25 protein-coding genes are annotated in these 21,263 nt (G+C 55.6%); 8 read left to right on the top strand and 17 right to left on the bottom strand.

The genetic code is table 11. The features are described from left to right. The 4 genes from ACTIKR_RS01690 to ACTIKR_RS01675 all read left to right on the top strand — a co-directional run. Window positions 1-839, top strand: an 839-nt coding sequence (locus ACTIKR_RS01690; protein ID WP_442327008.1) for an ABC transporter substrate-binding protein, incomplete at its 5' end; no start/stop codon positions are given. Window positions 840-932: 93 nt separating this feature from the next. Beyond that, the gene (locus ACTIKR_RS01685) at window positions 933-1,949 is read left to right on the top strand and encodes an ABC transporter substrate-binding protein (RefSeq protein ID WP_193088166.1); all 1,017 of its coding nucleotides are present in this window, start codon (window positions 933-935) and stop codon (window positions 1,947-1,949) included. A 110-nt stretch (window positions 1,950-2,059) separates the two neighbouring features. Beyond that, window positions 2,060-2,917, top strand: coding sequence for an ABC transporter permease (locus ACTIKR_RS01680; protein ID WP_193088165.1), 858 nt, complete (start codon window positions 2,060-2,062; stop codon window positions 2,915-2,917). Then, window positions 2,914-4,263 (top strand): quaternary amine ABC transporter ATP-binding protein, encoded by a 1,350-nt coding sequence (locus tag ACTIKR_RS01675; protein WP_193088164.1) that lies wholly within the window; start codon window positions 2,914-2,916, stop codon window positions 4,261-4,263. Before ACTIKR_RS01680 ends, ACTIKR_RS01675 begins: the two co-directional genes overlap by 4 nt. Before the next feature lie 204 nt (window positions 4,264-4,467). On the opposite strand, the gene ACTIKR_RS01670 is transcribed toward ACTIKR_RS01675, so the two are convergent. Further along, window positions 4,468-5,079, bottom strand: coding sequence for a LysE/ArgO family amino acid transporter (locus ACTIKR_RS01670; RefSeq protein ID WP_193088163.1), 612 nt, complete (start codon window positions 5,077-5,079; stop codon window positions 4,468-4,470). Window positions 5,080-5,246: 167 nt separating this feature from the next. On the opposite strand from ACTIKR_RS01670, the gene ACTIKR_RS01665 reads away from it, so the two are divergent. After that, window positions 5,247-6,176: a UDP-2,3-diacylglucosamine diphosphatase gene (locus ACTIKR_RS01665; protein ID WP_193088281.1), complete on the top strand. Its 930-nt coding sequence runs from the start codon at window positions 5,247-5,249 to the stop codon at window positions 6,174-6,176. A gap of 232 nt (window positions 6,177-6,408) precedes the next feature. Here ACTIKR_RS01665 and ACTIKR_RS01660 read toward each other — a convergent pair whose 3' ends face one another. Together ACTIKR_RS01660 and ACTIKR_RS01655 are read right to left on the bottom strand one after the other, a co-directional pair. Continuing rightward, on the bottom strand, window positions 6,409-7,170 hold the full coding sequence (locus ACTIKR_RS01660; protein WP_193088162.1) for an ABC transporter permease: 762 nt from the start codon (window positions 7,168-7,170) through the stop codon (window positions 6,409-6,411). Next, window positions 7,167-8,132: an ABC transporter ATP-binding protein gene (locus tag ACTIKR_RS01655; protein WP_370540196.1), complete on the bottom strand. Its 966-nt coding sequence runs from the start codon at window positions 8,130-8,132 to the stop codon at window positions 7,167-7,169. Before ACTIKR_RS01655 ends, ACTIKR_RS01660 begins: the two co-directional genes overlap by 4 nt. Before the next feature lie 193 nt (window positions 8,133-8,325). On the opposite strand from ACTIKR_RS01655, the gene ACTIKR_RS01650 reads away from it, so the two are divergent. Then, window positions 8,326-8,928, top strand: coding sequence for a class I SAM-dependent methyltransferase (locus ACTIKR_RS01650; RefSeq protein ID WP_442327007.1), 603 nt, complete (start codon window positions 8,326-8,328; stop codon window positions 8,926-8,928). On the opposite strand, the gene ACTIKR_RS01645 is transcribed toward ACTIKR_RS01650, so the two are convergent. Further along, the gene (locus ACTIKR_RS01645; RefSeq protein WP_226816754.1) at window positions 8,918-9,403 is read right to left on the bottom strand and encodes a gamma-glutamylcyclotransferase family protein; all 486 of its coding nucleotides are present in this window, start codon (window positions 9,401-9,403) and stop codon (window positions 8,918-8,920) included. The genes ACTIKR_RS01650 and ACTIKR_RS01645 overlap by 11 nt on opposite strands. A 41-nt stretch (window positions 9,404-9,444) precedes the next feature. Next, entirely contained in the window at window positions 9,445-9,897 is a 453-nt protein-coding gene (locus tag ACTIKR_RS01640) for a DUF2214 family protein (RefSeq protein WP_193088159.1), read from the bottom strand. Here ACTIKR_RS01640 and ACTIKR_RS01635 point away from each other — a divergent pair. Beyond that, window positions 9,896-10,105 carry a hypothetical protein gene (locus ACTIKR_RS01635; protein ID WP_193088158.1) on the top strand — a complete coding sequence of 70 codons (210 nt, stop codon included), beginning with the start codon at window positions 9,896-9,898 and terminating at the stop codon, window positions 10,103-10,105. The genes ACTIKR_RS01640 and ACTIKR_RS01635 overlap by 2 nt on opposite strands. A gap of 143 nt (window positions 10,106-10,248) precedes the next feature. Here the strand turns inward: ACTIKR_RS01635 and ACTIKR_RS01630 are convergent, their stop codons facing one another. The 11 genes from ACTIKR_RS01630 to ACTIKR_RS01580 all read right to left on the bottom strand — a co-directional run bounded on the left by ACTIKR_RS01630 (window position 10,249) and on the right by ACTIKR_RS01580 (window position 19,916). After that, window positions 10,249-10,677, bottom strand: a complete 429-nt coding sequence (locus tag ACTIKR_RS01630) for a secondary thiamine-phosphate synthase enzyme YjbQ (RefSeq protein ID WP_193088157.1) — start codon at window positions 10,675-10,677, stop codon at window positions 10,249-10,251. Between the two features lie 108 nt (window positions 10,678-10,785). Beyond that, window positions 10,786-11,166: a type II toxin-antitoxin system VapC family toxin gene (locus ACTIKR_RS01625; protein ID WP_193088156.1), complete on the bottom strand. Its 381-nt coding sequence runs from the start codon at window positions 11,164-11,166 to the stop codon at window positions 10,786-10,788. Beyond that, window positions 11,163-11,372, bottom strand: a complete 210-nt coding sequence (locus ACTIKR_RS01620; RefSeq protein ID WP_193088155.1) for a type II toxin-antitoxin system VapB family antitoxin — start codon at window positions 11,370-11,372, stop codon at window positions 11,163-11,165. The genes ACTIKR_RS01625 and ACTIKR_RS01620 overlap by 4 nt, the downstream gene beginning before the upstream one ends. A 218-nt stretch (window positions 11,373-11,590) precedes the next feature. Then, entirely contained in the window at window positions 11,591-12,565 is a 975-nt protein-coding gene (locus tag ACTIKR_RS01615) for a quinone oxidoreductase family protein (protein ID WP_193088154.1), read from the bottom strand. A gap of 107 nt (window positions 12,566-12,672) precedes the next feature. Continuing rightward, window positions 12,673-13,593 (bottom strand): kdo(2)-lipid IV(A) palmitoleoyltransferase, encoded by a 921-nt coding sequence (gene lpxP / locus ACTIKR_RS01610; RefSeq protein ID WP_193088153.1) that lies wholly within the window; start codon window positions 13,591-13,593, stop codon window positions 12,673-12,675. A 333-nt stretch (window positions 13,594-13,926) separates the two neighbouring features. Further along, window positions 13,927-14,913: a Bug family tripartite tricarboxylate transporter substrate binding protein gene (locus ACTIKR_RS01605; RefSeq protein WP_193088152.1), complete on the bottom strand. Its 987-nt coding sequence runs from the start codon at window positions 14,911-14,913 to the stop codon at window positions 13,927-13,929. A 16-nt stretch (window positions 14,914-14,929) separates the two neighbouring features. Next, a complete protein-coding gene (locus ACTIKR_RS01600; RefSeq protein WP_193088151.1) occupies window positions 14,930-15,862 on the bottom strand; it encodes an SMP-30/gluconolactonase/LRE family protein in 933 nt (310 codons plus the stop codon). Window positions 15,863-15,871: 9 nt separating this feature from the next. Further along, the gene (locus ACTIKR_RS01595) at window positions 15,872-16,846 is read right to left on the bottom strand and encodes a Bug family tripartite tricarboxylate transporter substrate binding protein (RefSeq protein WP_193088150.1); all 975 of its coding nucleotides are present in this window, start codon (window positions 16,844-16,846) and stop codon (window positions 15,872-15,874) included. Window positions 16,847-16,856: 10 nt separating this feature from the next. Further along, window positions 16,857-18,044: a CaiB/BaiF CoA transferase family protein gene (locus tag ACTIKR_RS01590; protein ID WP_193088149.1), complete on the bottom strand. Its 1,188-nt coding sequence runs from the start codon at window positions 18,042-18,044 to the stop codon at window positions 16,857-16,859. Window position 18,045: 1 nt separating this feature from the next. After that, window positions 18,046-18,978: a hydroxymethylglutaryl-CoA lyase gene (locus ACTIKR_RS01585; RefSeq protein WP_193088148.1), complete on the bottom strand. Its 933-nt coding sequence runs from the start codon at window positions 18,976-18,978 to the stop codon at window positions 18,046-18,048. Between the two features lie 218 nt (window positions 18,979-19,196). Further along, window positions 19,197-19,916 (bottom strand): IclR family transcriptional regulator, encoded by a 720-nt coding sequence (locus ACTIKR_RS01580; protein WP_193088147.1) that lies wholly within the window; start codon window positions 19,914-19,916, stop codon window positions 19,197-19,199. A 241-nt stretch (window positions 19,917-20,157) separates the two neighbouring features. Between ACTIKR_RS01580 and ACTIKR_RS01575 the strand changes: the two genes are divergently transcribed. Continuing rightward, on the top strand, window positions 20,158-20,901 hold the full coding sequence (locus tag ACTIKR_RS01575) for a GntR family transcriptional regulator (protein WP_193088146.1): 744 nt from the start codon (window positions 20,158-20,160) through the stop codon (window positions 20,899-20,901). Here ACTIKR_RS01575 and ACTIKR_RS01570 read toward each other — a convergent pair. Continuing rightward, window positions 20,898-21,263: ABC transporter permease (locus ACTIKR_RS01570; RefSeq protein ID WP_442327006.1), on the bottom strand; the 366-nt coding region annotated here is incomplete at its 5' end. The genes ACTIKR_RS01575 and ACTIKR_RS01570 overlap by 4 nt on opposite strands.

Here is a 21,263-nt window from a genome sequence, read left to right as displayed (position 1 = left end):
CCATTCTTGAAAAAGGCTACGGCTGCAAGACTGAAACGCTGCCCACCGAGACTCTACCCGCCCTGGCAGCGTTGGAGCGCGGCGATCTGGATATCAACACTGAAATCTGGCTCAACAGCGTAGGCGATCCCTGGGCCAAAGCCGAGAAAACCGGTAAAGTCAAAAGAGTAGCCGATCTGTACACGGGCGGCGAAGCCTGGTTCATTCCGAAATACGTAGCCGAAAAATTCCCTGACCTCAAATCCGCATCCGATCTGCCCAAATACAAAAAAGAATTTGCCGATCCTGAAGACCCAAGCAAGGGGCGCTTCTACGGTTGCCCGGCTGGCTGGGGGTGTGAAGTGGTCAGCAGCAATCTGTACAAAGCCCTGAAACTGGAGAAAGATTTCACCCTGTACTCACCCGGCACTGGCGCAGCACAGAAAGCGGCCCTGACCTCGGCTTACAAACGCAAGCAGAACATTGTGTTCTACTATTGGTATCCGACCCCCCTGGTGGGTTCGCTTGACCTGGTCAAACTGGAATTGCCGGCCTACGACGCGGAAAAACAGAAATGCCTGACCAATCCTGAATGCGCCGATCCACAGCCTAGCGCGTATCCGGACAACCCGGTATTTACTGCGCTGAATACCGAATTTTCCAAGCAGGCGCCAAAACTGACCGAATTCTTTTCCAAGGTATCGGTCCCCCTGCCGGTCATGGACAAAACACTGGCCCACATGGAAGAGAGCGGCGACGACTCGCGTGATGTCGCAGACTGGTTCCTGAAAAATCAGGGCGAAGTCTGGGAAAAATGGGTTTCCCCCGAAGTGGCCACCAAAGTGAAGGAATCGCTCTAATCGCTTACACGTCAATTGAAACGCCCGTTTTCGGACGGGCCGATGCCAATCCTAGCGTTTAGCTTAACTTTTAGCCATAAGAGGCACATCGCCATGATAAAGACTAAAGTTCTATCTGCTGTATTCATTGCTTCGGCCACGTTCGGGCTTGCCGGCTCTGCGGCCGCGGCCCAAGCCGCGGCCCAAGCCCCGGCCTGCGAAGTCAGCGATACAATCAAGTTCGGTGGCATGAACTGGGAATCGAACCTGATTCTGGCCGACGTCGAACGGCATATCCTTGAAAAAGGGTATGGATGTCAGACCGAGATGCTCCCCACCGAAACACTCACCGCTTTGGCCGCATTGGAACGCGGCGATCTGCAAGTCAATACGGAAATCTGGCTCAACAGCGTCAGTGACGCCTGGATCCGTGCCGAGAAAAGCGGCAAGGTCAAACGCGTCGGCGAACTGTATACAGGCAGGGAAGCCTGGTATATACCCAAATATACTGCCAGCAAATTTCCCGATCTGAAGTCAGCCGCTGATCTGGTCAAATACAAGGACGCGTTTGCCGATCCGGAAAATCCCGACAAAGGCCGGATTTACGGTTGCCCGGCAGGCTGGAACTGCCAGCTGGTAGCCACCAACCTGGCCAAGGGCCTGAAGCTGGACAAGGACTTCGAGGTTTATGCCCCCGGTACCGGCGCTGCCCAGAAAGCGGCCCTGATGTCAGCCTACAAGCGCAAGAAGGATATCGTCTTTTACTATTGGGAGCCCACACCCTTGGTCAGCGCGCTGGAACTGGTCAAACTTGACATGCCAGCCTACGACAAAGAAAAGCAATTGTGCCTGACCCGTGAAGACTGCGCCAATCCCCAAGCCGTCGGCTACCCGGACAATCCGGTGTTTACCGCGCTCAGTACCAAGTTCACCCAAGATGCGCCCACACTGACAGCATTTTTTAGCAAGGTGTCGGTCCCGTTTGATGTCGTCAACAAGACACTGGCCCATATGGAAGAATCCGGCGCCGACACAAGCGAAGCTGCACAATGGTTTCTGAAAAACCAACAGGACATCTGGTCCAAGTGGGTACCCGCCGAGGTGGCCGCTCGTGTTAAATCCTCGCTCTGACCGCTGCGCCAGTCAAAACCGGGCAACAGTACTGCCTGCCGGACACATCCGTGTCCTGCGGCCCTGGCCCGGTCCTGTTTTTCCCTATTTTTAAATGAAAAAATACAATTATGTTTCCTGAAATTATCTCTGCGCGCGATGTGCGCAAAAGCATCGACGGGTTTGTGGACCATCTGGTCACCAATTACGCCGATGGGCTCAACGCCATGTCGGAGCCTTTCCTGCACCTGCTGGTCTGGATCGAAAAAGTTCTGCGCGGCGCGCCATGGTGGAGCGTCATTATCGTGGCCGTACTGATTGCCTTTGCCGCCAGTCGCCGCCCGGTATTCTCCCTGATGATGGGCGTGCTGCTGGCCCTGCTGGGCGTCCTGGGCCTTTGGGATGCAGGCATGCAAACCCTGTCGCTCATGATTATGGCAACTGCAATTTCAATCGTTATCGGCATTCCGCTGGGCGTCATCACCGCCAAATCCAATCCGGTGCGATCGATCATGCTGCCGGTTCTGGATATCATGCAGACGCTGCCCAGCTTTGTGTACCTTATTCCAGTTGTCATGCTGTTCGGTCTTGGCAAGATCCCGGCCATTATCGCAACCGTAATTTATGCTGTGCCCCCGCTGATCCGGCTGACCGACCTGGGAATCCGGCTGGTTGACCGCGAAGTACTAGAGGCCTCGCGAGCCTTCGGCGCCTCCTCCTCGCAACAACTGTTTGGCGTGCAACTGCCACTGGCGCTGCCAAACATCATGGCAGGTATCAATCAGACCACGATGATGGCGCTGTCCATGGTTGTTATTGCATCCATGATTGGTGCGCGCGGCCTGGGCTACGAAGTACTGCTTGGCATCAACCGCCTTGAAGTTGGCCGCGGCCTGCTGGCCGGGCTGGGCATTGTCATTCTTGCGGTGCTTTTTGATCGCATCACCCAGTCTTATGGGAAACGGAAAAACACAGGTGGTGCGCTATGAGTAAAATCGAAGTCAAAAACATCTACAAAATCTTCGGCAAAAATCCGGGAAAATGGATTGATGCCGTCAAACAGGGCATCTCCAAGGAAGAATTGCTGGCCAAAAGCGGCCATACGCTGGGCCTCAAAGACATCAGCCTGAGTATCGAAGAAGGCAGCATCCATGTCATCATGGGGCTGTCCGGCTCAGGTAAATCCACGCTGATCCGTCACTTTAACCGCTTGATTGAACCCACTGCGGGCCACATACTGGTCGATGACACCGATGTCGTGACCCTGGGCCGCAAGGACCTGGAAAAATTCCGCCAGAAAACCATGAGCATGGTGTTTCAGCGCTTTGGTCTGCTGCCACATAAAACCGTGCTGGACAATGCCGCCTACGGCTTGTCCATTCAGGGCATGAGCAAAACCGACGCACACGACAAGGGCCGCTACTGGCTTGACCAGGTCGGTCTGGCCGGTTTTGAGAACCAGTACCCTCACCAGCTCTCGGGCGGCATGCAGCAGCGCGTGGGCTTGGCGCGTGCACTGGCTACCGACGCAGACATTTTGCTGATGGACGAGGCATTCTCGGCCCTGGACCCGCTGATTCGCCGCGAAATGCAGAACCAGTTGCTCGAACTGCAGGCCAAACTCAATAAAACCATTGTGTTCATTACCCATGACCTGGACGAAGCGCTGCGCCTGGGCAATCGCATTGCTATTCTGAAGGACGGCGAATTGATCCAGGAAGGCACGCCCGAAGATATTCTGCTGTCTCCTGACAATGAATACGTTGCCGCGTTCCTGCAGGATGTGAACCGCGGCAAGGCGCTTAACGCCAGTCACGCGGTCAATGCGCCACGCCTGACCCTGACCATGCGCGCACGCCCCGCACATGCCATCGAACGCATGAAACAATACGACTACAAGTTCGCCCCTGTGCTCGATGGCAAGGCCTTTGCCGGTCTGCTGCGCCTGTCCGCGGCCGAAGATGCGGTCCGGGCCGGCTTGCGGGACATTTCCTCGAAAGTGGAAGAAGCCCGCACCGTTTCGGCAGACACCAATCTGGACGCAGTGCTGACTCATATGCTTCAATCGACCGCTCCGGTCGTGGTAACCGGCGACAACGACGAATTTGTCGGCCTGATGTCGCGTGCCAGGGTTGTGGAGCTGGTCAGCCCCGCCATCGAAGGCGGCAATGGTGATGGCAGCAGGGATGTGGACGGCAATGCCACGGCAACACAGACACCCGCAGCGCCGGCAAGCGCAACAACGGAACGGGACGACACACCCGAACCGCCAGAAGGGGCCATAGAACTGGATGAGTCATTGAAAAACAAGCCGGAAAAAGCGCCCGGCCATTAGTCACTGACCGGCGTGCTCGTGGGCCCCTCCTGGCCGGCCCTGCATTGACTCTACATGAATGCCGGCCAGGTGCTGCGCCAAATGCAACCCCCGCGTCCGAACATAGACAGTGTTCGGACGCTTTTTTGTGCCCGGCCCGCCACGTCCGGGCCAACCTGCCCCACGCCCGATTGATCCCGCCTTGCCCCGCCTTGCCCCGGTTTGTTACCCCAGGGATTGACCCCAGACCAATTGCCAGGCAATGGTCCACATGGTGACGCCCACGATCAGGTCCAGCACTTTCCATGCCACGGGCTTTTTGAATAACGGCAACAAAAGCCGCGCACCGTAGCCAAGGGAAAAGAAAAAGACCAGCGATGCGGTAATGCCGCCCGCTGCGAACAGCCAGTGCTCCCCCGGAAACCGGGTAGATACCGAGCCGATCAGCAGCAGGGTATCAAGGTAGACATGGGGATTGAGCCAGGTCAGCGCCAGGCATACCAGCAGGGTCCGTTTCAGCGAAGGCGCCTCGATATGGCTATCGCCCATGCTGGCAGTTTTGGTGATGGCCGCATGAAAGTGAAGCAGACCATAGACGAACAGAAAAAGCGCGCCGGCGTACTTGATGAGTGGCACCACATGCGTAGCATAGCGGGCGACAACGGAAAACCCCAGCACACCGGTCAGGATCAACGCCGCATCTGACAGGCTGCATACCAGACAGACCCAGAAGACGTGGCTTTTGCGCAACCCCTGTTTGAGGACAAAGGCATTTTGCGAACCGATCGCAAGAATCAGGGAACCACTTAGAAACAGACCGGCAAGATACGCATTCATTCAGCTACGACTCATTTGGAATACGACCGCCAATGTGTTAAAAAGGAAACAGTCGCTCAGATGACAAACAGGTGACAGATAATATACCGGGTATTGTCACACATGCGTCACAACGGATTGGTGTAATAAGAGTCATTCCCGACCTGTACTTTTGGCCTGACATTACTTTGTCTGAACATCCTACTACCCACTATCGCACGATCTGGATCTCCGATGTCCACCTGGGCACCAAAGGCTGCCAGGCGAGCGCGTTACTGGATTTTCTGAAGCACACAGAATCCGATACCCTGTATCTGGTCGGTGACATTATCGATGGCTGGCAGCTCAAAGGCAAGTGGTTCTGGCCGCAGTCGCATAATGACGTCATACAGAAAATACTGCGCAAATGCCGGCAAGGCACCCGGGTCGTCTTCGTTCCCGGCAACCATGACTCATTTGCCCGGCATTATGTGCAGCAGAACTTCGGTGGTATCGAAGTAGTCGAGGAAACCGAGCACACCACCGCCGATGGCAAACGCCTGTGGATCCTGCACGGCGATCGTTTCGACGGTGTAGTGCAGTTTGCGCCGTGGCTGGCCTACGTGGGCGATCACCTGTACACCGTTGCCCTCACCTCCAATATGTGGCTCAACAGCGCCCGCGCGCGCATGGGGCTGGGATACTGGTCACTGTCCCAATACCTGAAGCAGAAAGTCAAGAATGCGGTCAGCTATATCTCCGCGTTCGAAGATGCCGTCATGCAGGAAGCACGCAAGAACAATTATGATGGCGTGGTTTGCGGCCATATCCATAAGGCGGAAATCCGCGAAGTGGATGGCATTCTGTACTGCAATGATGGCGACTGGGTCGAAAGCATGACCGCCCTGGTGGAACATGCAGACGGTTCATTGCATATCGTGACCTGGACGCCGCCGGCCGTGGTGCGTGAAAAAAAACCAAAACGCAGCCGCCTGCGAGATGCCGCCGTGACCACCCCATCGGTCAACACGCCTGCCGCCGAGCCGGTTTCACGCGCCGCTAAGGACAGAGAAGAAAATGTGCCGGCGCATACGGACGAGTCCGACAAGGAAGAGGCCCGCAGCGTCATCCAGGCCTGAAAAAGTCATTCCGGGCAGGCTCATCGCAGCAGCCTCTGTACACACAGGAACTGACGGCATCCGACTTCACCGCCAAACCCCAGCCCTCATTAGTAACAGGCAGGCACCGCCATCATACGGGCAGATACTTTGCAAAACCTGTCCTGATCGCCCACCAGAGACGCATTCCAGGCATACCCCAGACACCCTGACACGCCCTGCCGCTCGCATCCGGGCGCGTATCAGGCCGCCATCAGGGCCGCAGCTTGTAGCCGGTACGGAACATCCACGAGACCACCAGGGCACACACCAGCAGAATGAACAGAATGGTGAACAGACTGACGTAATGGTTCACATCGGCCACGCCGTAAAAACTCCAGCGAAAGCCGCTGATCAGATACACCACCGGGTTAAATAGCGCCACTTTGGACCAGATGCCGGGCAGCATATGAATGGAATAAAACGCGCCGCCCAGAAAGGTCAGCGGCGTAATCACCATCAGCGGAATGATCTGCAGTTTTTCGAAACCATCGGCCCACAGCCCGATAATGAAACCGAACATGCTGAAGGTGACCGCAGTCAGAACCAGAAACAGCACCATCCAGAATGGATGCTGGATCTGGTATTCAACAAAGAAACGGGCCGTGATCAGGATCAGCACCGACAATATCAGCGTCTTGGTTGCCGCCGCTCCGACATAACCCAGAATCACCTCGAAGTATGAAACCGGGGCCGACATGATTTCATAAATGGTGCCGGACCACTTGGGCATATAAATGCCAAAGGACGCATTCGAGACGCTCTGCCCCAGCAGGGCCATCATCAGCAGCCCGGGCACAATGAATGCGCCATAGGATACGCCGTCAATGTCGCCCATGCGCGAACCGATAGCAGCGCCAAACACAATGAAGTACAGTGCCGTGGACAGCACCGGCGATGCGATGCTTTGCATGAGTGTGCGGAACGCCCGCGCCATCTCAAATTTGTAAATTGCTTTTACGCCGTACAGATTCATGAATCTTTCCTTACCAGGCTCACGAAAATATCTTCCAGTGAGCTTTCTCGCGATTGCAGGTCCTTGAGCTCAATGCCGACGTCGCCCAGCTGGCGCAACATTTCGGACAGGCTTTTACCCGTACTGTCTTCCGATTCCTTGTTATAGGTGTACACCAGCGTACCCCCGTCTGCCGACAAGGTCAGGGGATGAGCAGACATGGCTGGTGGCAGCGCATCCAGCGGCTGGGTCAGTTGCAGGTGCAGCTCTTTCTTGCCCAGTTGCCCCATCAGCTGTTCCTTGTTCTGCACCAGGATAATTTCGCCGTTATTGATCACGGCAATCCGGTCGGCCATATCTTCGGCCTCTTCGATATAGTGCGTGGTCAGGATCACGGTCACGCCCTGCTCGCGCAACTTGCGCACCAGATTCCACATATCGTGACGCAGTTCTACATCCACGCCGGCAGTCGGTTCATCCAGAAACAAAATCGAGGGTTCATGCGACAGAGCCTTGGCGATCAGGACGCGACGCTTCATGCCGCCGGACAGGCTCAGGATCTTGCTATCTTTCTTGTTCCACAGGGACAACGCCCTGAGCACCCGCTCTATATGCGCCGGGTTTGCCGGCTTGCCAAACAGGCCGCGACTGAATGTAACCGTGTCCCATACCGTCTCGAACGAGTCGGTAAAAAGCTCCTGCGGAACCAGGCCGATTTTCGGGCGCACGCGTCGATAATCGCGTTGCACGTCGTCGCCGTCAACCAGAATCGTGCCTTCGGATGCGTTGACCAGGCCGGTCACGATGCCGATCAGGGTCGTTTTGCCTGCGCCGTTGGGTCCCAGCAGGGCCAGAATTTCACCCCGGCGGATATCCAGATTGACGCCTTTGAGGGCTGTAAAACCGCTTTTGTAGGTTTTACCCACCCCCTGGATGGAAACGACGATATCGCCACCATCACTACTGTTGTGAGAGTTATTCACGCAATAACCTATTTGAAATATGCAGAATTTAATATGTAGAGCAGCACAAGTATAAAGAATTCCGGGCTGGAAAAAAGAAATTGCTGCAAAGAAGTGCGGAGCAAAAATATGGGCGAATGAAACAAAACCCTATTTTAATTTCCCAATCCGATACACTTGTCTTAATCCACAATACATGAATGGGCATAAGAACATGGTCGAAATCGCAGGCAGCAAGGGCTATGCAGAAAAGGCACAACGGTTTGCCGCTGACTACGAAAGCGTCACCTTCGAAAAAGTGCACAACCCGGTACGTGGCTTTTACCCAGGGGCACCGGCAAAAGTGCTGGATATCGGCGCCGGTACCGGCCGCGACGCAGCTGCGCTGGCGGCGCTGGGCTACCAGGTGGATGCCGTCGAGCCCACCGCTGCCATGCGAGAACAGGGCGACCTGCATCATGCCGATGCCGCTATCAACTGGATCGCAGACAGCCTGCCGCAGTTGACCCTGGTACGCGCCAGCGGTAAGCAATACGACCTGATACTGCTGACCGCGGTGTGGATGCACCTGCAGGAACAAGAGCGACTGCCTGCCATGCAGCATTGCGCCGGGCTGCTGGGGCGCAACGGCATTATGTCGATGTCCCTGCGCCATGGCCCCGTCCCGGCAGAGCGCCACATGTTCGACATCCCGGACGCAGAAACCATCGCGCTTGCGCGCACCTGCGGGTTGCAACTGCTTTATAAGAAAAGCTATAAAAACGACACACTGGGTCGAAACGACATTTCCTGGAGCTACGCCGTCTTCAGGAAATAAGGTCGACCGGGCGCCAGCACACCGTCCCGGTCGCATCCGGATGCAAGCGACGGCCATCGTGTTCGCGCTCCCTGATATACGTCCATGCCGTTTGTGGGCCGGCATCGGTGTTCACAGTGGTCAGCACCCGATAATACAGCCCCTGTCCATCGGCGCGAAACTCTTCCAGCAGGTCTATCAGCGGCACATCGCGTTCCGGACGATCAAATTGCATCAGCTCGCCTTCGATCAGATCCCAGTCGCCATCGGGCCTGGCCGTTGTACCTGGCGTGCACTCCAGCAACGCATCCATCCCGGGCTGGTCGGTACCCCGCGCCAGAATGGCTTGCGGACAGATTTCCACCATAGGGTACCCCTCATCGTGGTCAAGATGATAAATCCGGCCCCATAGCCAGGCTTTTTCTGTATGTACTGCCATGGAGCAATGACGTTCGTGATTACAACAACCTGTTTTCAGCGTTCCATACACAAACATAGACATCACGCGTGGCACTGTATCTGACACGGTTCCTTCCCCTAGCCCCAGTAGCCTACGCCACGGGCCATCATGGCGGCCGCCAGCACTATCAGCACCAGACAGACCAATTCGTAATGAATCAGCTTGCGAATCCGCTTGATCACCGCAGGATCCAGCACCGGTTCCCGGCCACGATTCAGGCTTTTGCGCCACGACAGAAAAGTCATGGTCGGATAAATGGACAGCACGCCTACTGCGGCAAACAGCAGCAGTTTGGCAACAAAGGGAATGCTGTGAAAATAGTAGGCAGCACCCTTTTCAAAAAAGATCACGCGCAAAAAACCCACGATCAGCAACAGCATGGCCGACGCGCCATAAATGGCATCGGCACGCAAAATTCGCCGGGCACGTTCGATACTGATACGGTCCTTGACCAGCACCAGCTCAATGGCGAGTGCGGCAACCAGCACGAAAGCCAGAACGTGATGCAAAAACGCAAAGAGAAGTGTCATGGTCAATGCCCTTGTGGTTGAGCAACAATATAAAGCCGATCGTAATCTGCCCGACTACAGCCGAAAAAAACTGCCCGACAATGCTATCCGGCAATTCTGCCTGAACTTCAGCCTGCCGCAAAGCGCTGGCTGCGCATACGCTATGGTAACCGCAGTTGGTCAGTGTATCCGCCTGCCGACCGGCGTGTGCCATTACTTTAATGGATAATACAGACGAAATTCAACCACTATCAACATGGTTTGCGTGGCCCGACGCGCTGTCGCGTACGTAACAACGATTGCTATTGTTATTACTTGCAGGACTGCTTGCGACCCTTGGCAGCAATCACGGCACACTGCGCCATCAATAGGCTAATCGCCAGCCTCGCCCTGCACAGTGACCACAACCGTTCGTGGCCCGCCATGGTTGCGATGCTCGCATAAATAAATGCCCTGCCAGGTGCCAAGATTGAGCGCACCATTCGTGATGGGTACCACCAGCGTGCAGCCCAGGATACTGCTTTTGAAATGTGCCGGCAGATCATCACTGCCTTCGTACGTATGCGTGTAATACGGCTCATCTTCCGGCACCAGGCGGTTGAAATAATTTTCGAAATCAACCCGTACGGCGGAATCGGCATTTTCATTAATGGTTAGCGATGCCGAGGTATGTTTAAGGAACACATTCATGATGCCTACGCGCAGGCCGGTCAAGTCCGGCACCTGACACACAATCTCTTCGGTCACCAGATGAAATCCTCTGGGACGCGCTTTCAATTGAAATTCTTTCTGGATCCACATGCGCTACTCTTTATAGATACAATATTCAAAGGAAGGACGCCATGATTACAAATGCAAAATGCAAAAAATGCAGGATTGTCCTGCCGCAAATCTTTTCTTCCACAAATTTTAATATCCAGGCGCCTGAAAAGCGATCCTGAAACGCTCGGCCATCGCGCGCAGGCGCTTGTCCAGCGTCCACAATTGCGCGCCCGGCGTAATAAGTGTAGAGGCAAGAAGAACCATAGCTACCAGGCCGCTCCCCAGGCCATAAAGCCGTTCACGTTCAATAAAGTCCGCAACTTCCCGCAAGCCCGCCTGGTTACAGGGTTGCAAGAGCCCTATGTTATTCAGTGTTTGCAGGCGCGGCGCGGGCGGTGTTCCACAGGCCAGTTCAATCTGGATCATGGGATGGCCCAAGACACGATCGGCCTCAAGCAACTGAACCAATGCATCATTTCGCACTCTGAAGTGATCTACCCACACCGAGGTGTCGACAAGCACGCTCATAGCGATCCGGCGTCATCCCTGCGGCGCGGTATGTACTTCATATCTGGCGCCTGTCCACCCAATGCAGCAAGCCGTCGCCCGGCCTGGACGCGCACATAGGTTTTCATCGCCTCCCGGCATAGATCGGAAGCACGCACTATCCCAGGACCGGCAAGTTCCAATGCCTGCGCGTATAGAACCTCATCTATGGTGACAGTGGTTCGCATGATGGTCTCTCCGTAATCCTATCGCATCAATAATGACTTGTTACATCAATTATGATGCCACTTTACATCAATTATCGCATCATCTGAAGCCGTAAATATCAAATGCTCTTTATGCACAGGGTCATTGCTGCTCAGGAAACACGTCCTGAGCAGTGGTGATCGACCAACGAACAATGCCCGATATCAGCTCGCCCTGCCGGCAGATTTCGCACTTCCAATCAGGGCTTGAGCAGCAACGTTCCCATCCGTGATCTGGACTCCAGCGTCTGGTGCGCACGCGCAGCGTCGGCCAACGGGTAGATCTGTCCGGTCTGCACTGTCAATACGCCCCGCTCCATCAACGCAAACAGTTCGCTGGCCATGGATTCGAGCATCGCGCGCTCGGCGGTATAGTGAAATACCCCCGGCCGGGTCAGACTATTGGATTTGGGTGCGAGGATGGATACCTCAATCGGGTCGATACTGCCCGAAGACTGTCCGAAATTGACCAGATGGCCCCGTCGGGCCAGCGCGGCCAGTGAACCCAGGAACGTGTCCTTGCCTACCGAGTCATAAACGACGTTGACCCCCTGATCGTTGGTGATCTGGCGCACCCGTTCCACGAAATTTTCCTCGCGATACAAAATGGTATGCGCGCATCCCATGGCGCGCGCCTGCTCGGCTTTTTCTTCACTGCCAACCGTTCCAATCACCGTGGCGCCCAGATAACTGGCCCACTGGCAAAGCAACTGCCCCACGCCGCCACTGGCAGCGTGTACAAGAACGGTATCACCCGGCTGCACGTGATGGACCTGTCGCAACAGCATTTGGGCGGTCAGGCCCTTGAGCAGGACCGATGCCGCCAGGTCTTGATCAATGCCATCGGGCAGACGGATGGCAAGGCGGGCCGGCAGAATCCGCTCCGACGCGTAGGCACCATAATGATTCGTAATATAGGCAATCGAATCGCCTGCCGAGAAGCCGGTCACCTGCGGCCCGATCGCCTCGACCACGCCAGCCGCCTCTATCCCGGGGATTCCGGGCAATGCCAGGGTTTTATATAGGCCGCCGCGCACATACACATCGTGGAAGTTGACGCCAATTGCCGTCTGCCGGATACGCAGTTCTCCCGGGCCCGGTGCGGCCACGTCCACATGTTCAGCGTTCAGCGTCTCGGGACCGCCGTACTCTCTTAGTAAAACTGCAGTTGCCATTGCTATCTCCACTTGACCGGTTCATCCGTGATGAACTGCTGACACGAGAATATCACAAGCGCGCATGGCAACTGCAATCGAGACGACGCATTGGCGATCAACGCCAGTCAATACAGTGACGGGGCCCCAACCGGACGGGTTTTGAAACGACGATGCAGCCACATGTATTGATCCGGCGCACGCATGATTTCTTTTTCCACGACTTTGTTCATATAAGCGGCAGCGGCAATTTCATCGTCCACGGGATAGTTTTTGAGTTCAGGTTGAATCAGCAAATCGTAGCCACCGGCGTTCGGACGGCGGATCAATACCACGGGCACCAGCGCAGGTTTGGCCAGCCGCGCCAGCATATAAGGGGCGCTGGTCGTAGCCACTTGGGCAACTGCAAACAGAGGTGCGAAAACACTACCGCTGCGGCCATAATCCTGGTCGGGGGCCAGCCACACGGCTTCGCCCTGCTTGAGTGCACGCACCAGTCCACGCAAATCCTTGCGATCGATCATCGCCTTGTTGGAACGCATACGGCCCTTGGTTTGCGCCCATTCCATTGCCTTGTTATTATGCGGTCGATAGGTCGCCATCATCGGCTGGCACAGCCCCATTGCGCGGCCACCGAGCTCCAGCGGCATCAGATGTACACCAATCATCAGCGCACCGCGTCCATCCTGTTGCGCCTGCTTCAGATTATCCAATCCGGAGACATCAAACCAGCGTTTTACCCGCTCATCGGACCAAAACCACGCCATCCCGGTTTCCATCAAGCCCATGCCCAGCGACTCAAAGTTTGCCCGCACTCTCTTCTCGAGTAACGCTTCATCCATATTGGGAAAGCATAATTGCAGATTCCGACGTGTAATTCCGACCCGGCGTTTGAGAAAACGCATGGAACAGCGTCCCATCCAGATACCCAGCCGATGCAATATGGGGTATGGCAGTTGAACCAGCAGGAACAGCACGCCCAGGCCAAACCAGGTGAGCCAATAGCGGGGGTGAAGAAAGGAGGTTTGAAAATTTCGTGAGTACAGCATAGCGGTTCCTTGGTGCATCCGAGCAGAAAACAGTAACGTCAAAGGAAGCCACTCGATTGCAGTACTGATAGTTTGACACCTGTATACAGGCATCGTTCCTTTCTGTCATCTGCTGAAATAGAATACGGCTATGAAGAGGAAAGAGAGGGCGCGCGGTAGCTTGGCAGGAAAATCGCAAGGCAGGCTGGCAAGACAAGCATACCATATCCACAGATACACGAAGGCCCCGATGGCAGCCTGTGCACCCACCCTTTCAGACAGGTCCAGGACATATACATACGGGCCAAATCCTGTATCGGGGGTGCCAATTGCGCCGAGTCCCCAAAAACAGGCTTATTTCAGTTGAAATTGCATTGCCTTAAGCAATGTACGCCATTCAACCTGTTCTTTGGCCAGATACGCCTGGGCATCGGCTGCAGGGCCTCCTACAACGGTATTGCCGTCTGCTTCCATCCGCTTGATAAATTCCGGATCCTTGCTGACGGCAACAAAGGCCTTGCTCAGACGGTCAACGGCATCTTTCGGCAAGCCTGCCGGCCCGACAATCAACTTCCAGTCAACCGCGCTGAATCCCTCATAGCCTTGTTCTGCAACTGTAGGTACGTCTGGCATGGCGGCGATGCGTTTGCTGGATGTAACTGCCAGCGCGCGCAGATCCTTGCCTTCGATCAGTTTAAGCACCGACACCGGTGTCGCAAACATATAATCGGTCTGGCCGCCAATCAGCTCGGTCAGCGCCGGAGAGGCCCCTTTGTAAGGCACATTCAGCACCTTGATGCCCGCCTTGTAGGACAGCATTTCGCCGGCCAGATGGCCTACGGTGCCCAGGGTGGCAAGGGCTTGCTTGAGTTGCCCGGGGTTGGCCTTGGCTGCGGCTATCACATCGGCCAGCGATTGATAAGGAGAGTCGGCCTTGACCACCAATACCGTTGGCAATTCGGCGACCACCCCAACCGGCGTGAAATCTTTGCTGGCATCGAACTTCATATCCTGCATGATCACCGGGTTGATGGCCAGATTCGAGGTCTGTCCCATACCCAACGTCAATCCGTCCGGTTTGGCCCGGGCCACCTGGGTCATGCCGATATTGCCGCCTGCGCCTGGTTTGTTCTCAATCACAAACTGGATATCCTTATCCATCTGGCTGATCTTCTCGGCAATAATCCGGGTGATGCTATCGGTTCCGCCGCCAGGGGTATATGGCACGACCATGCGCACGGGCCGCTGAGGCCAGTCCTGGGCCTGCACAAGGCCAGTGGTCAACGTTGCGGCCAGCAACATACCGCCGGTCAATCCGGTCATCATTGTTTTCTTGAACATTGTTGTCTCCGTTCCCTTATTTTTTGGGTTGTTGAAAATTATCTTCTGCTGCGCCAACCGCAGCGCGCAGCACGGCGCCTGTGGACGATTCGGTAATCAGCAAGGTGTCACAGCGCGCATTGGTGAAACACAGATTGGTTACCGTGTTGCCGGCAACCGAACGCAGTATCCGGCAACACTCGCCGTTGGCCTCAAATACGAATACGCGTCCGAGCGACGCATGCGCCACATACAGTCTGCCCTGTTGGTCCAGCGCAAGACCATCCGGGCCGCTGGTCCCAAACAGCGCGCAGAAGCGGCCGGCTTTCGATACCGATCCGTCGGCCAGCAGAGGTGCACGCCATACGGCGTTGTCCCGAGTGGCTGCCACGAACAGCACCGATCTGTCTTCATCGACCACTATCCCATTGGGGCTAGGGACATTATTCATCAGGCAATCGAGCTGACCCGTTTTCAGGCCATAGCGATACACTGCTCCGCTAGGGTCGTGCAAGCCGGTCTGCCCCTGATCAGTGAAATACACCTGTGATTCATCACGAGTGACATATAAATCGTTCAGCCCCTTGAATGACTGGGCATTGCGTCGCGCCAGCACCGGCTCAACCACTTTTGCGAGCGGGTCACAGCGCAACAGGCCGCGGCGATAATCGGCAATGAGCAGCGAACCATCGTGCAAAACCTTGAGCCCGTTCGGTTCGCCGTCATACTGGACAATCAATTCCCAACCCTTTTGCGCCGAAATACGGAAAATGCGTCCGTAAGGAATATCAGTCACATAAAGATTGCCCTGGGCATCCATGGCCGGGCCTTCGATAAAGGAATGCAATTGCTCGCCGCCCTTATTGGCTTTGGCCCATTCAGAATCGGTATTGCGCAAGCGCAAATGGTCAGGCATAGTGCTCCATACCTGCGCGTCACAACGTTCGGGCTCCTGGTTCAGAAAAAACATGACGCACCCTTACTGCTTTTCCAGGCCGGCACGTGCGGCAGTGTGCCCCCAACTGTCAATTTCACTTGCAATCTGCTGCGAGAATTCCTGGGGGCTGTTGCCTACAGCTTGCGCACCGAGTTTTTCAAACGACGATTGTATGGATTGGTCGGCCACCGATTCCTTCACCAGACGGTTCAGCGTGTTGATGATTTCTGGCGGCGTACCGGCACGAGCGACCAGACCAAACCAGTTTTGCACCTGATAATCAGGCAGGCCAGCCTGTACAAAAGTCGGCACGGCGGGCAGTTGTGGCAGGCGCTGCGGGCTGCTGATGGCCAAGGCCCTGACCTTGCCGCTGTTAATTTGTGGAATGGCGGTGGGTGTTGCACTGATCTCCACATCCACGGTTCCGCCGACCAGGGCGAGCAAGGCTTCGCCCGCACCCTTGTAGGGAACATGCAGCAGCTTAATGCCCGCCTGATGCTGGAACACTTCGCCGGCAAGATGCGTTGAACTGCCCTTGCCCCCGGAGCCGAAGGTGAGCGACTCAGGTTTCTCCCTGGCCGCTTTCACGAGATCGGCCAGCGAATCGAACGGCGAATTTGCCGGCACGATCAAGATGACAGGCGTTGAAGCGACATTGGCAATGGGCGCAATATCCTTGACGGGATCCCAGGACAGTTTCTTGAACACCGCCGGCAACATTGCGTATGTCGTATCATTCATCAACAAGGAATAGCCATCCGGTTTGGCTCGCATGACTGAAGCGGTAGCGATGGTGCCGCTGGCTCCCGGCTTATTTTCCACGACAAATGAATGCTTCGATATTTCGGACATCTGTTTGGCCAGCATACGGGCTACATAATCGGTGGTACCCCCCGGAGAATAGGGAACCGTAATGGTCACGGCCCGTTGCGGGTAGCGCTCTTGCGCCTGCGCGACGGAACTCCATGACAGGTGGGTTAACAGCGCGGTCGCAAAGGCAACGGCAATTTTTTTCATGTTTGTCTCCTTAGTGCGTGGCAATGACATTGTTTTCCAGCAAGGTATTGATTTGTTCGTCGCTCAATCCGGCACTCTGCAGAATACTCAGCGTATGTTCACCAAGCCGCGGCGGGTTCAGGCGCACGCCCAGCCGTTGGCCATCCATGCAGATGGGCAGCAGCGGCACAGTGGTTTGCCGACCATCGGGCATCTGCATGGGCGCCAGCCCGCCGGTCTCCAGAAGGTGCGCATCGTCCAGCAGCTCTTCGGGCCGCGCAATGGGCGCGAACGGCAACGCATTGGCTTCGAACAGCGCGGCCAGCTCTTTCTTTGAATAGGCGGCCATGCGTTCCTGCAGCAGGGGCAACAGCCACGGACGTGCCTGCACCCGTTGGTTATTGGTTTTCAAATCTTGATTGTTCAGCAACTCGGGCAGCCCAAAGGCGTCGCAGAAAATCCGCCACTGCGTATCACTGACCACCGCCAGGAATATCTGCTCACCGTCTTTGACATTGAAGACGTCGTAAATGGCCCAGGCCGAAATGCGGCTGGGCATCGGGTCGGCGGCCTTGCCGGTGACCACGTACTGCATCATGTGCTGGGCAACCAGAAAGATATTATTTTCGAACAGGGCACTTTGCACCTGCTGTCCCTTGCCGGTGAGGTCACGTGCCTTGAGCGCGGCCATCACGCCGATGGCGCCAAACATGCCGCCCATAATGTCATTGACACTGGTGCCCGCGCGTATCGGGTCGCCCTTTCTTCCGGTCATGTAGGCCAGCCCGCCCATCATCTGCACCACTTCGTCCAGCGCAGTGCGGTGTTCGTAGGGGCCGGGAAGAAATCCCTTGTGGCTGACATACACCAGGCCCGGATTCCGTTCTGACAAACACTCATAGTCCAGCCCCAGTTTTTTCATGGTGCCTGGTTTGAAATTTTCGCTCACCACATCGGCCGAGCCGATCAGGTCCTTGACCAATGCCAGCCCCTGCTCCGACTTCAGATCAACAGCCAGGCTTTTTTTATTGCGATTGAACGCGGAAAAAAAACCGGCGCCAGACCCCAGCAGATGACGGGTGTTATCTCCCTTGAGCGGTTCGATCTTGATGACATCGGCGCCCAGGTCTGCCAGGATCAGGCCACAAGTAGGACCCATCACCATGTGCGTAAACTCAATGACCTTCAATCCCGCATAGGGCAATGTTTGTTCTGTCATATCACACTTGTTGTTCAAAGGTTAAAGGCACGCCGGCTTCGGCCACCATGCCATATACGGCTTCTTGTGGAACGCCGGCTTTGAGCGGCTCGCGGGCGCCAATCAGTTTTTCAATATTGATACCGGTATCAATGCCCATGGCCTCGAACATGAACACCAGATCCTCGGTAACCACATTGCCTGACGCGCCAGGCGCATAGGGGCAACCGCCAAGCCCGCCCAGCGATGCATCAAAGGTGCGCACACCAACATCATAGGCAGCCAGATTGTTGGCCATGCCCAGCCCGCGCGTGTTGTGCATATGGGCCGCGCCACATTTGTCGCCTATTTCCGCAAAGACACGCCGGAAAAGTCGCCGCACCTGGGCCGGATTCGCATACCCGGTGGTATCGGACAGCCCGGTTTCGTCGGCGCCGGCAGCCACCAGCTGGGACGAGAGCCAGACTACATCGTCTTCACTCACTGTTCCCTGGATCGTGCAACCGAATGCAGTCGATATGCCGGCCTCTATCTTCACGTTAGGTGCAATCTCGTTGCGCAGCGCCACGATCTCGCGCACTTCCTGCACCATCTGCTGCCGCGTTTTTCTCACATTGGCCAGCGAATGCGCCTCGCTGGCAGAAACCGGCAGCGTCAGTTTGTGTGCCCCCGCCTGCAGAGCGTTTCGGGCGCCGCGCAGATTCGGCACCAGCGCCATAACCGTCAGATCGGCGTAACGAAGCGCATAACGAACGACCTCTGGCGCATCAGCCATTTGCGGCAACAATTGTGCAGGCACAAACGAACACACTTCGATTTCGCGAATGCCGGCTTCATATAGCGCATCGATCAGTTTGAATTTATATTCGGTCGGCATGATGCTCTTGATGCTCTGCAGCCCATCGCGCATCCCCACTTCACTGATCAACACTCGCTCGGGATGTGTCTGATTCATGCTTTCTCCTATATTCTATCTTATAGAACAATATTCTATTAAATAGAATATTAAAACAGAAATGACAAGCGCGTCAACACGCAATCGCAAATGTAATTGGCTTGCGGCGTTAGTGTCAGATACAGGAAGATGTGGAACGCAAAACAAAATCGGCCGCTGTGGGCCGATTTGCATGGAGGCAATGCGCTGGCTATCGCCAGGCGCCAGTCTTGAAATATTCAGTCTTTGATATAGCCGAACTTTTTGCTTAATGCCATCGCGGCTTGAAGCACCTCGTTTCTGAAAGCCGGTTTCAGACGGGACGAGGGCATGGTCAGCGTCAATGCTCCCGCAAATTCGTGATGCGCATTGAACACAGCAGCGGAAACGCCTGCCAGGTCGGGCATGCGATCGCCGTCCAGCACAATGACGCCATCACGTCGGATCTGATCGTACAGTTTGCCTTTAGCGCCAGTGAAGGCCTGCAGCACGCGCGCACCGGAACCTTTATCCAATGGCAACACATCCCCTTCGCGGGTTCGATAGCTGATCGGCAATGGCGAATTGACCCGATGCAGGCACAGCCGACTATTGCCGCTGATGACATGGTACGAGGCGCTTTCCTGGGTTTTTTCCACCAGTGCGCGCAGTACCGGGATAATGACATCGGCCTGGGAAAACGCCGAATTGTAAACGCCATACAGCCGCACGACGCCTTCACCCAGGCCATAGCGACCGTCATCGGACTTATGCACCATGCCGTAATGCTCCAGCGAGGCCAGCAGCCGTAGGATAGTGCTCTTGTACATGCGTGTGCGGTCCGCCAGCTCTACCAGCGAAAGATACCCATCGTTCTTGCGAAATACGGTCAGCAGCGACAGGGCGCGATCCACCGCCGCAACGCCGCCCGACGCCGGGTTCTCGTCAGCGACCGATAATGTTGACGCTTTTCTTGGCACAATCCACCTCTTGATTCGATGAGGGTATTTTATAGTGGATTGGACAAATGTCAGTGCGATTGGCACGTGCGTGGTGATTCGTGCAGAGCGCCGTCAGGGTCACAGCTGGAAGCAGTTAGACACGCTGATGCAACCGCATCCACAGAGCTTTCAGATAAATTAAAAAAAGAATGTTTTCATGCATACACCCGTCGAGTCAGATGGGCTAAACTTCAGGGTATCAAAACCTCACCTGCGTGTTATGTTTATAGCTAAATCCGGCCCATCTTCGACATCGGCAGCATCTTCTGCGACGCCTGCTCTTGCTCCAGTGGTACGCGTAAAAACACTTGGCGACCAGGCATATGAATCGCTGCGCGAAGCGTTGTCTTCAGGCGAACTGGCGCCGGGGCAACGCGTCACGGTACGCGGCCTGGTTTCTCTTCTGAATATCGGATTTACGCCCGCGCGCGAGGCACTCAACCGCTTGGCGGCCGAGGCCTGCCTTGAGCCCGGACCACAGCGGGGCTTACTCGTCCCATACCTGTCGGAAGAACGATATCGTGAATTAGTGGCAATCAGGCTGGCGCTCGAACCCATTGCAGCCACTGCCGCCCTGAGCAGAATCGCCAAGAGCGACATTGACGCCTTAAAGAACATACAGAAAGAGCTGCTTAAGGCGAAACAGGGGCATGACTATGTCACTGTCCTCGCGTGTAATCGCGAGTTTCATTTTCGCATTTATCGCCAGTGCGAAATGCCCACACTCATGGCGATTCTGGAATCCCTTTGGATGCAGACTGGTCCAATGCTGCGCCTGCTCTACCCGTACAACACACGGGCGTGGAAAGGCGGCGTCAACCATGCCGCAATTCTGAAGGCATTAACACAACGGGATGAAAAAAAATTATCAGAAGCGATTCGTCAAGATTTGATTGACGGCTCGGAACAACTTTGCGAGCAGCTACGCAAGCGCGCCTCTGATCAGATCACAACGAAAATTTAATCTCGTCCGCTCCAATGCACTAAACGAGATTCCAGCAGACGACATAAACGGTCCAGAACATAACCCAGCAAGGCCATTATCAATACGCCCACCAACACGACATTGGTCAGCATAAAATCGGCTGCGGTCAGCGCCATCCATGCAATACCATCGCTGGTTGCCACCATCTCGGCCCCCACCAGCATGGTCACGCCAATGCCAATTGACATTCGTATGCCGGTGAAAATACCCGGCAGACTGGCAGGAAGCAAAACCCTGCGAAAAATCACCGACTGTGAGGCCCCCAAAGATTGAGCCGCCTGAATTTTGCGCAAGCTGACCGATCTGACCGCCTGCATCGCACTGATTGTCATGAGCGGAAA

Origin of the sequence: Advenella sp. (assembly GCF_052108595.1) — a bacterium.
In the GTDB taxonomy this organism is placed as follows: Bacteria; Pseudomonadota; Gammaproteobacteria; order Burkholderiales; family Burkholderiaceae_B; genus Advenella.
This window is presented reverse-complemented; position numbering and strand designations above follow the sequence as displayed.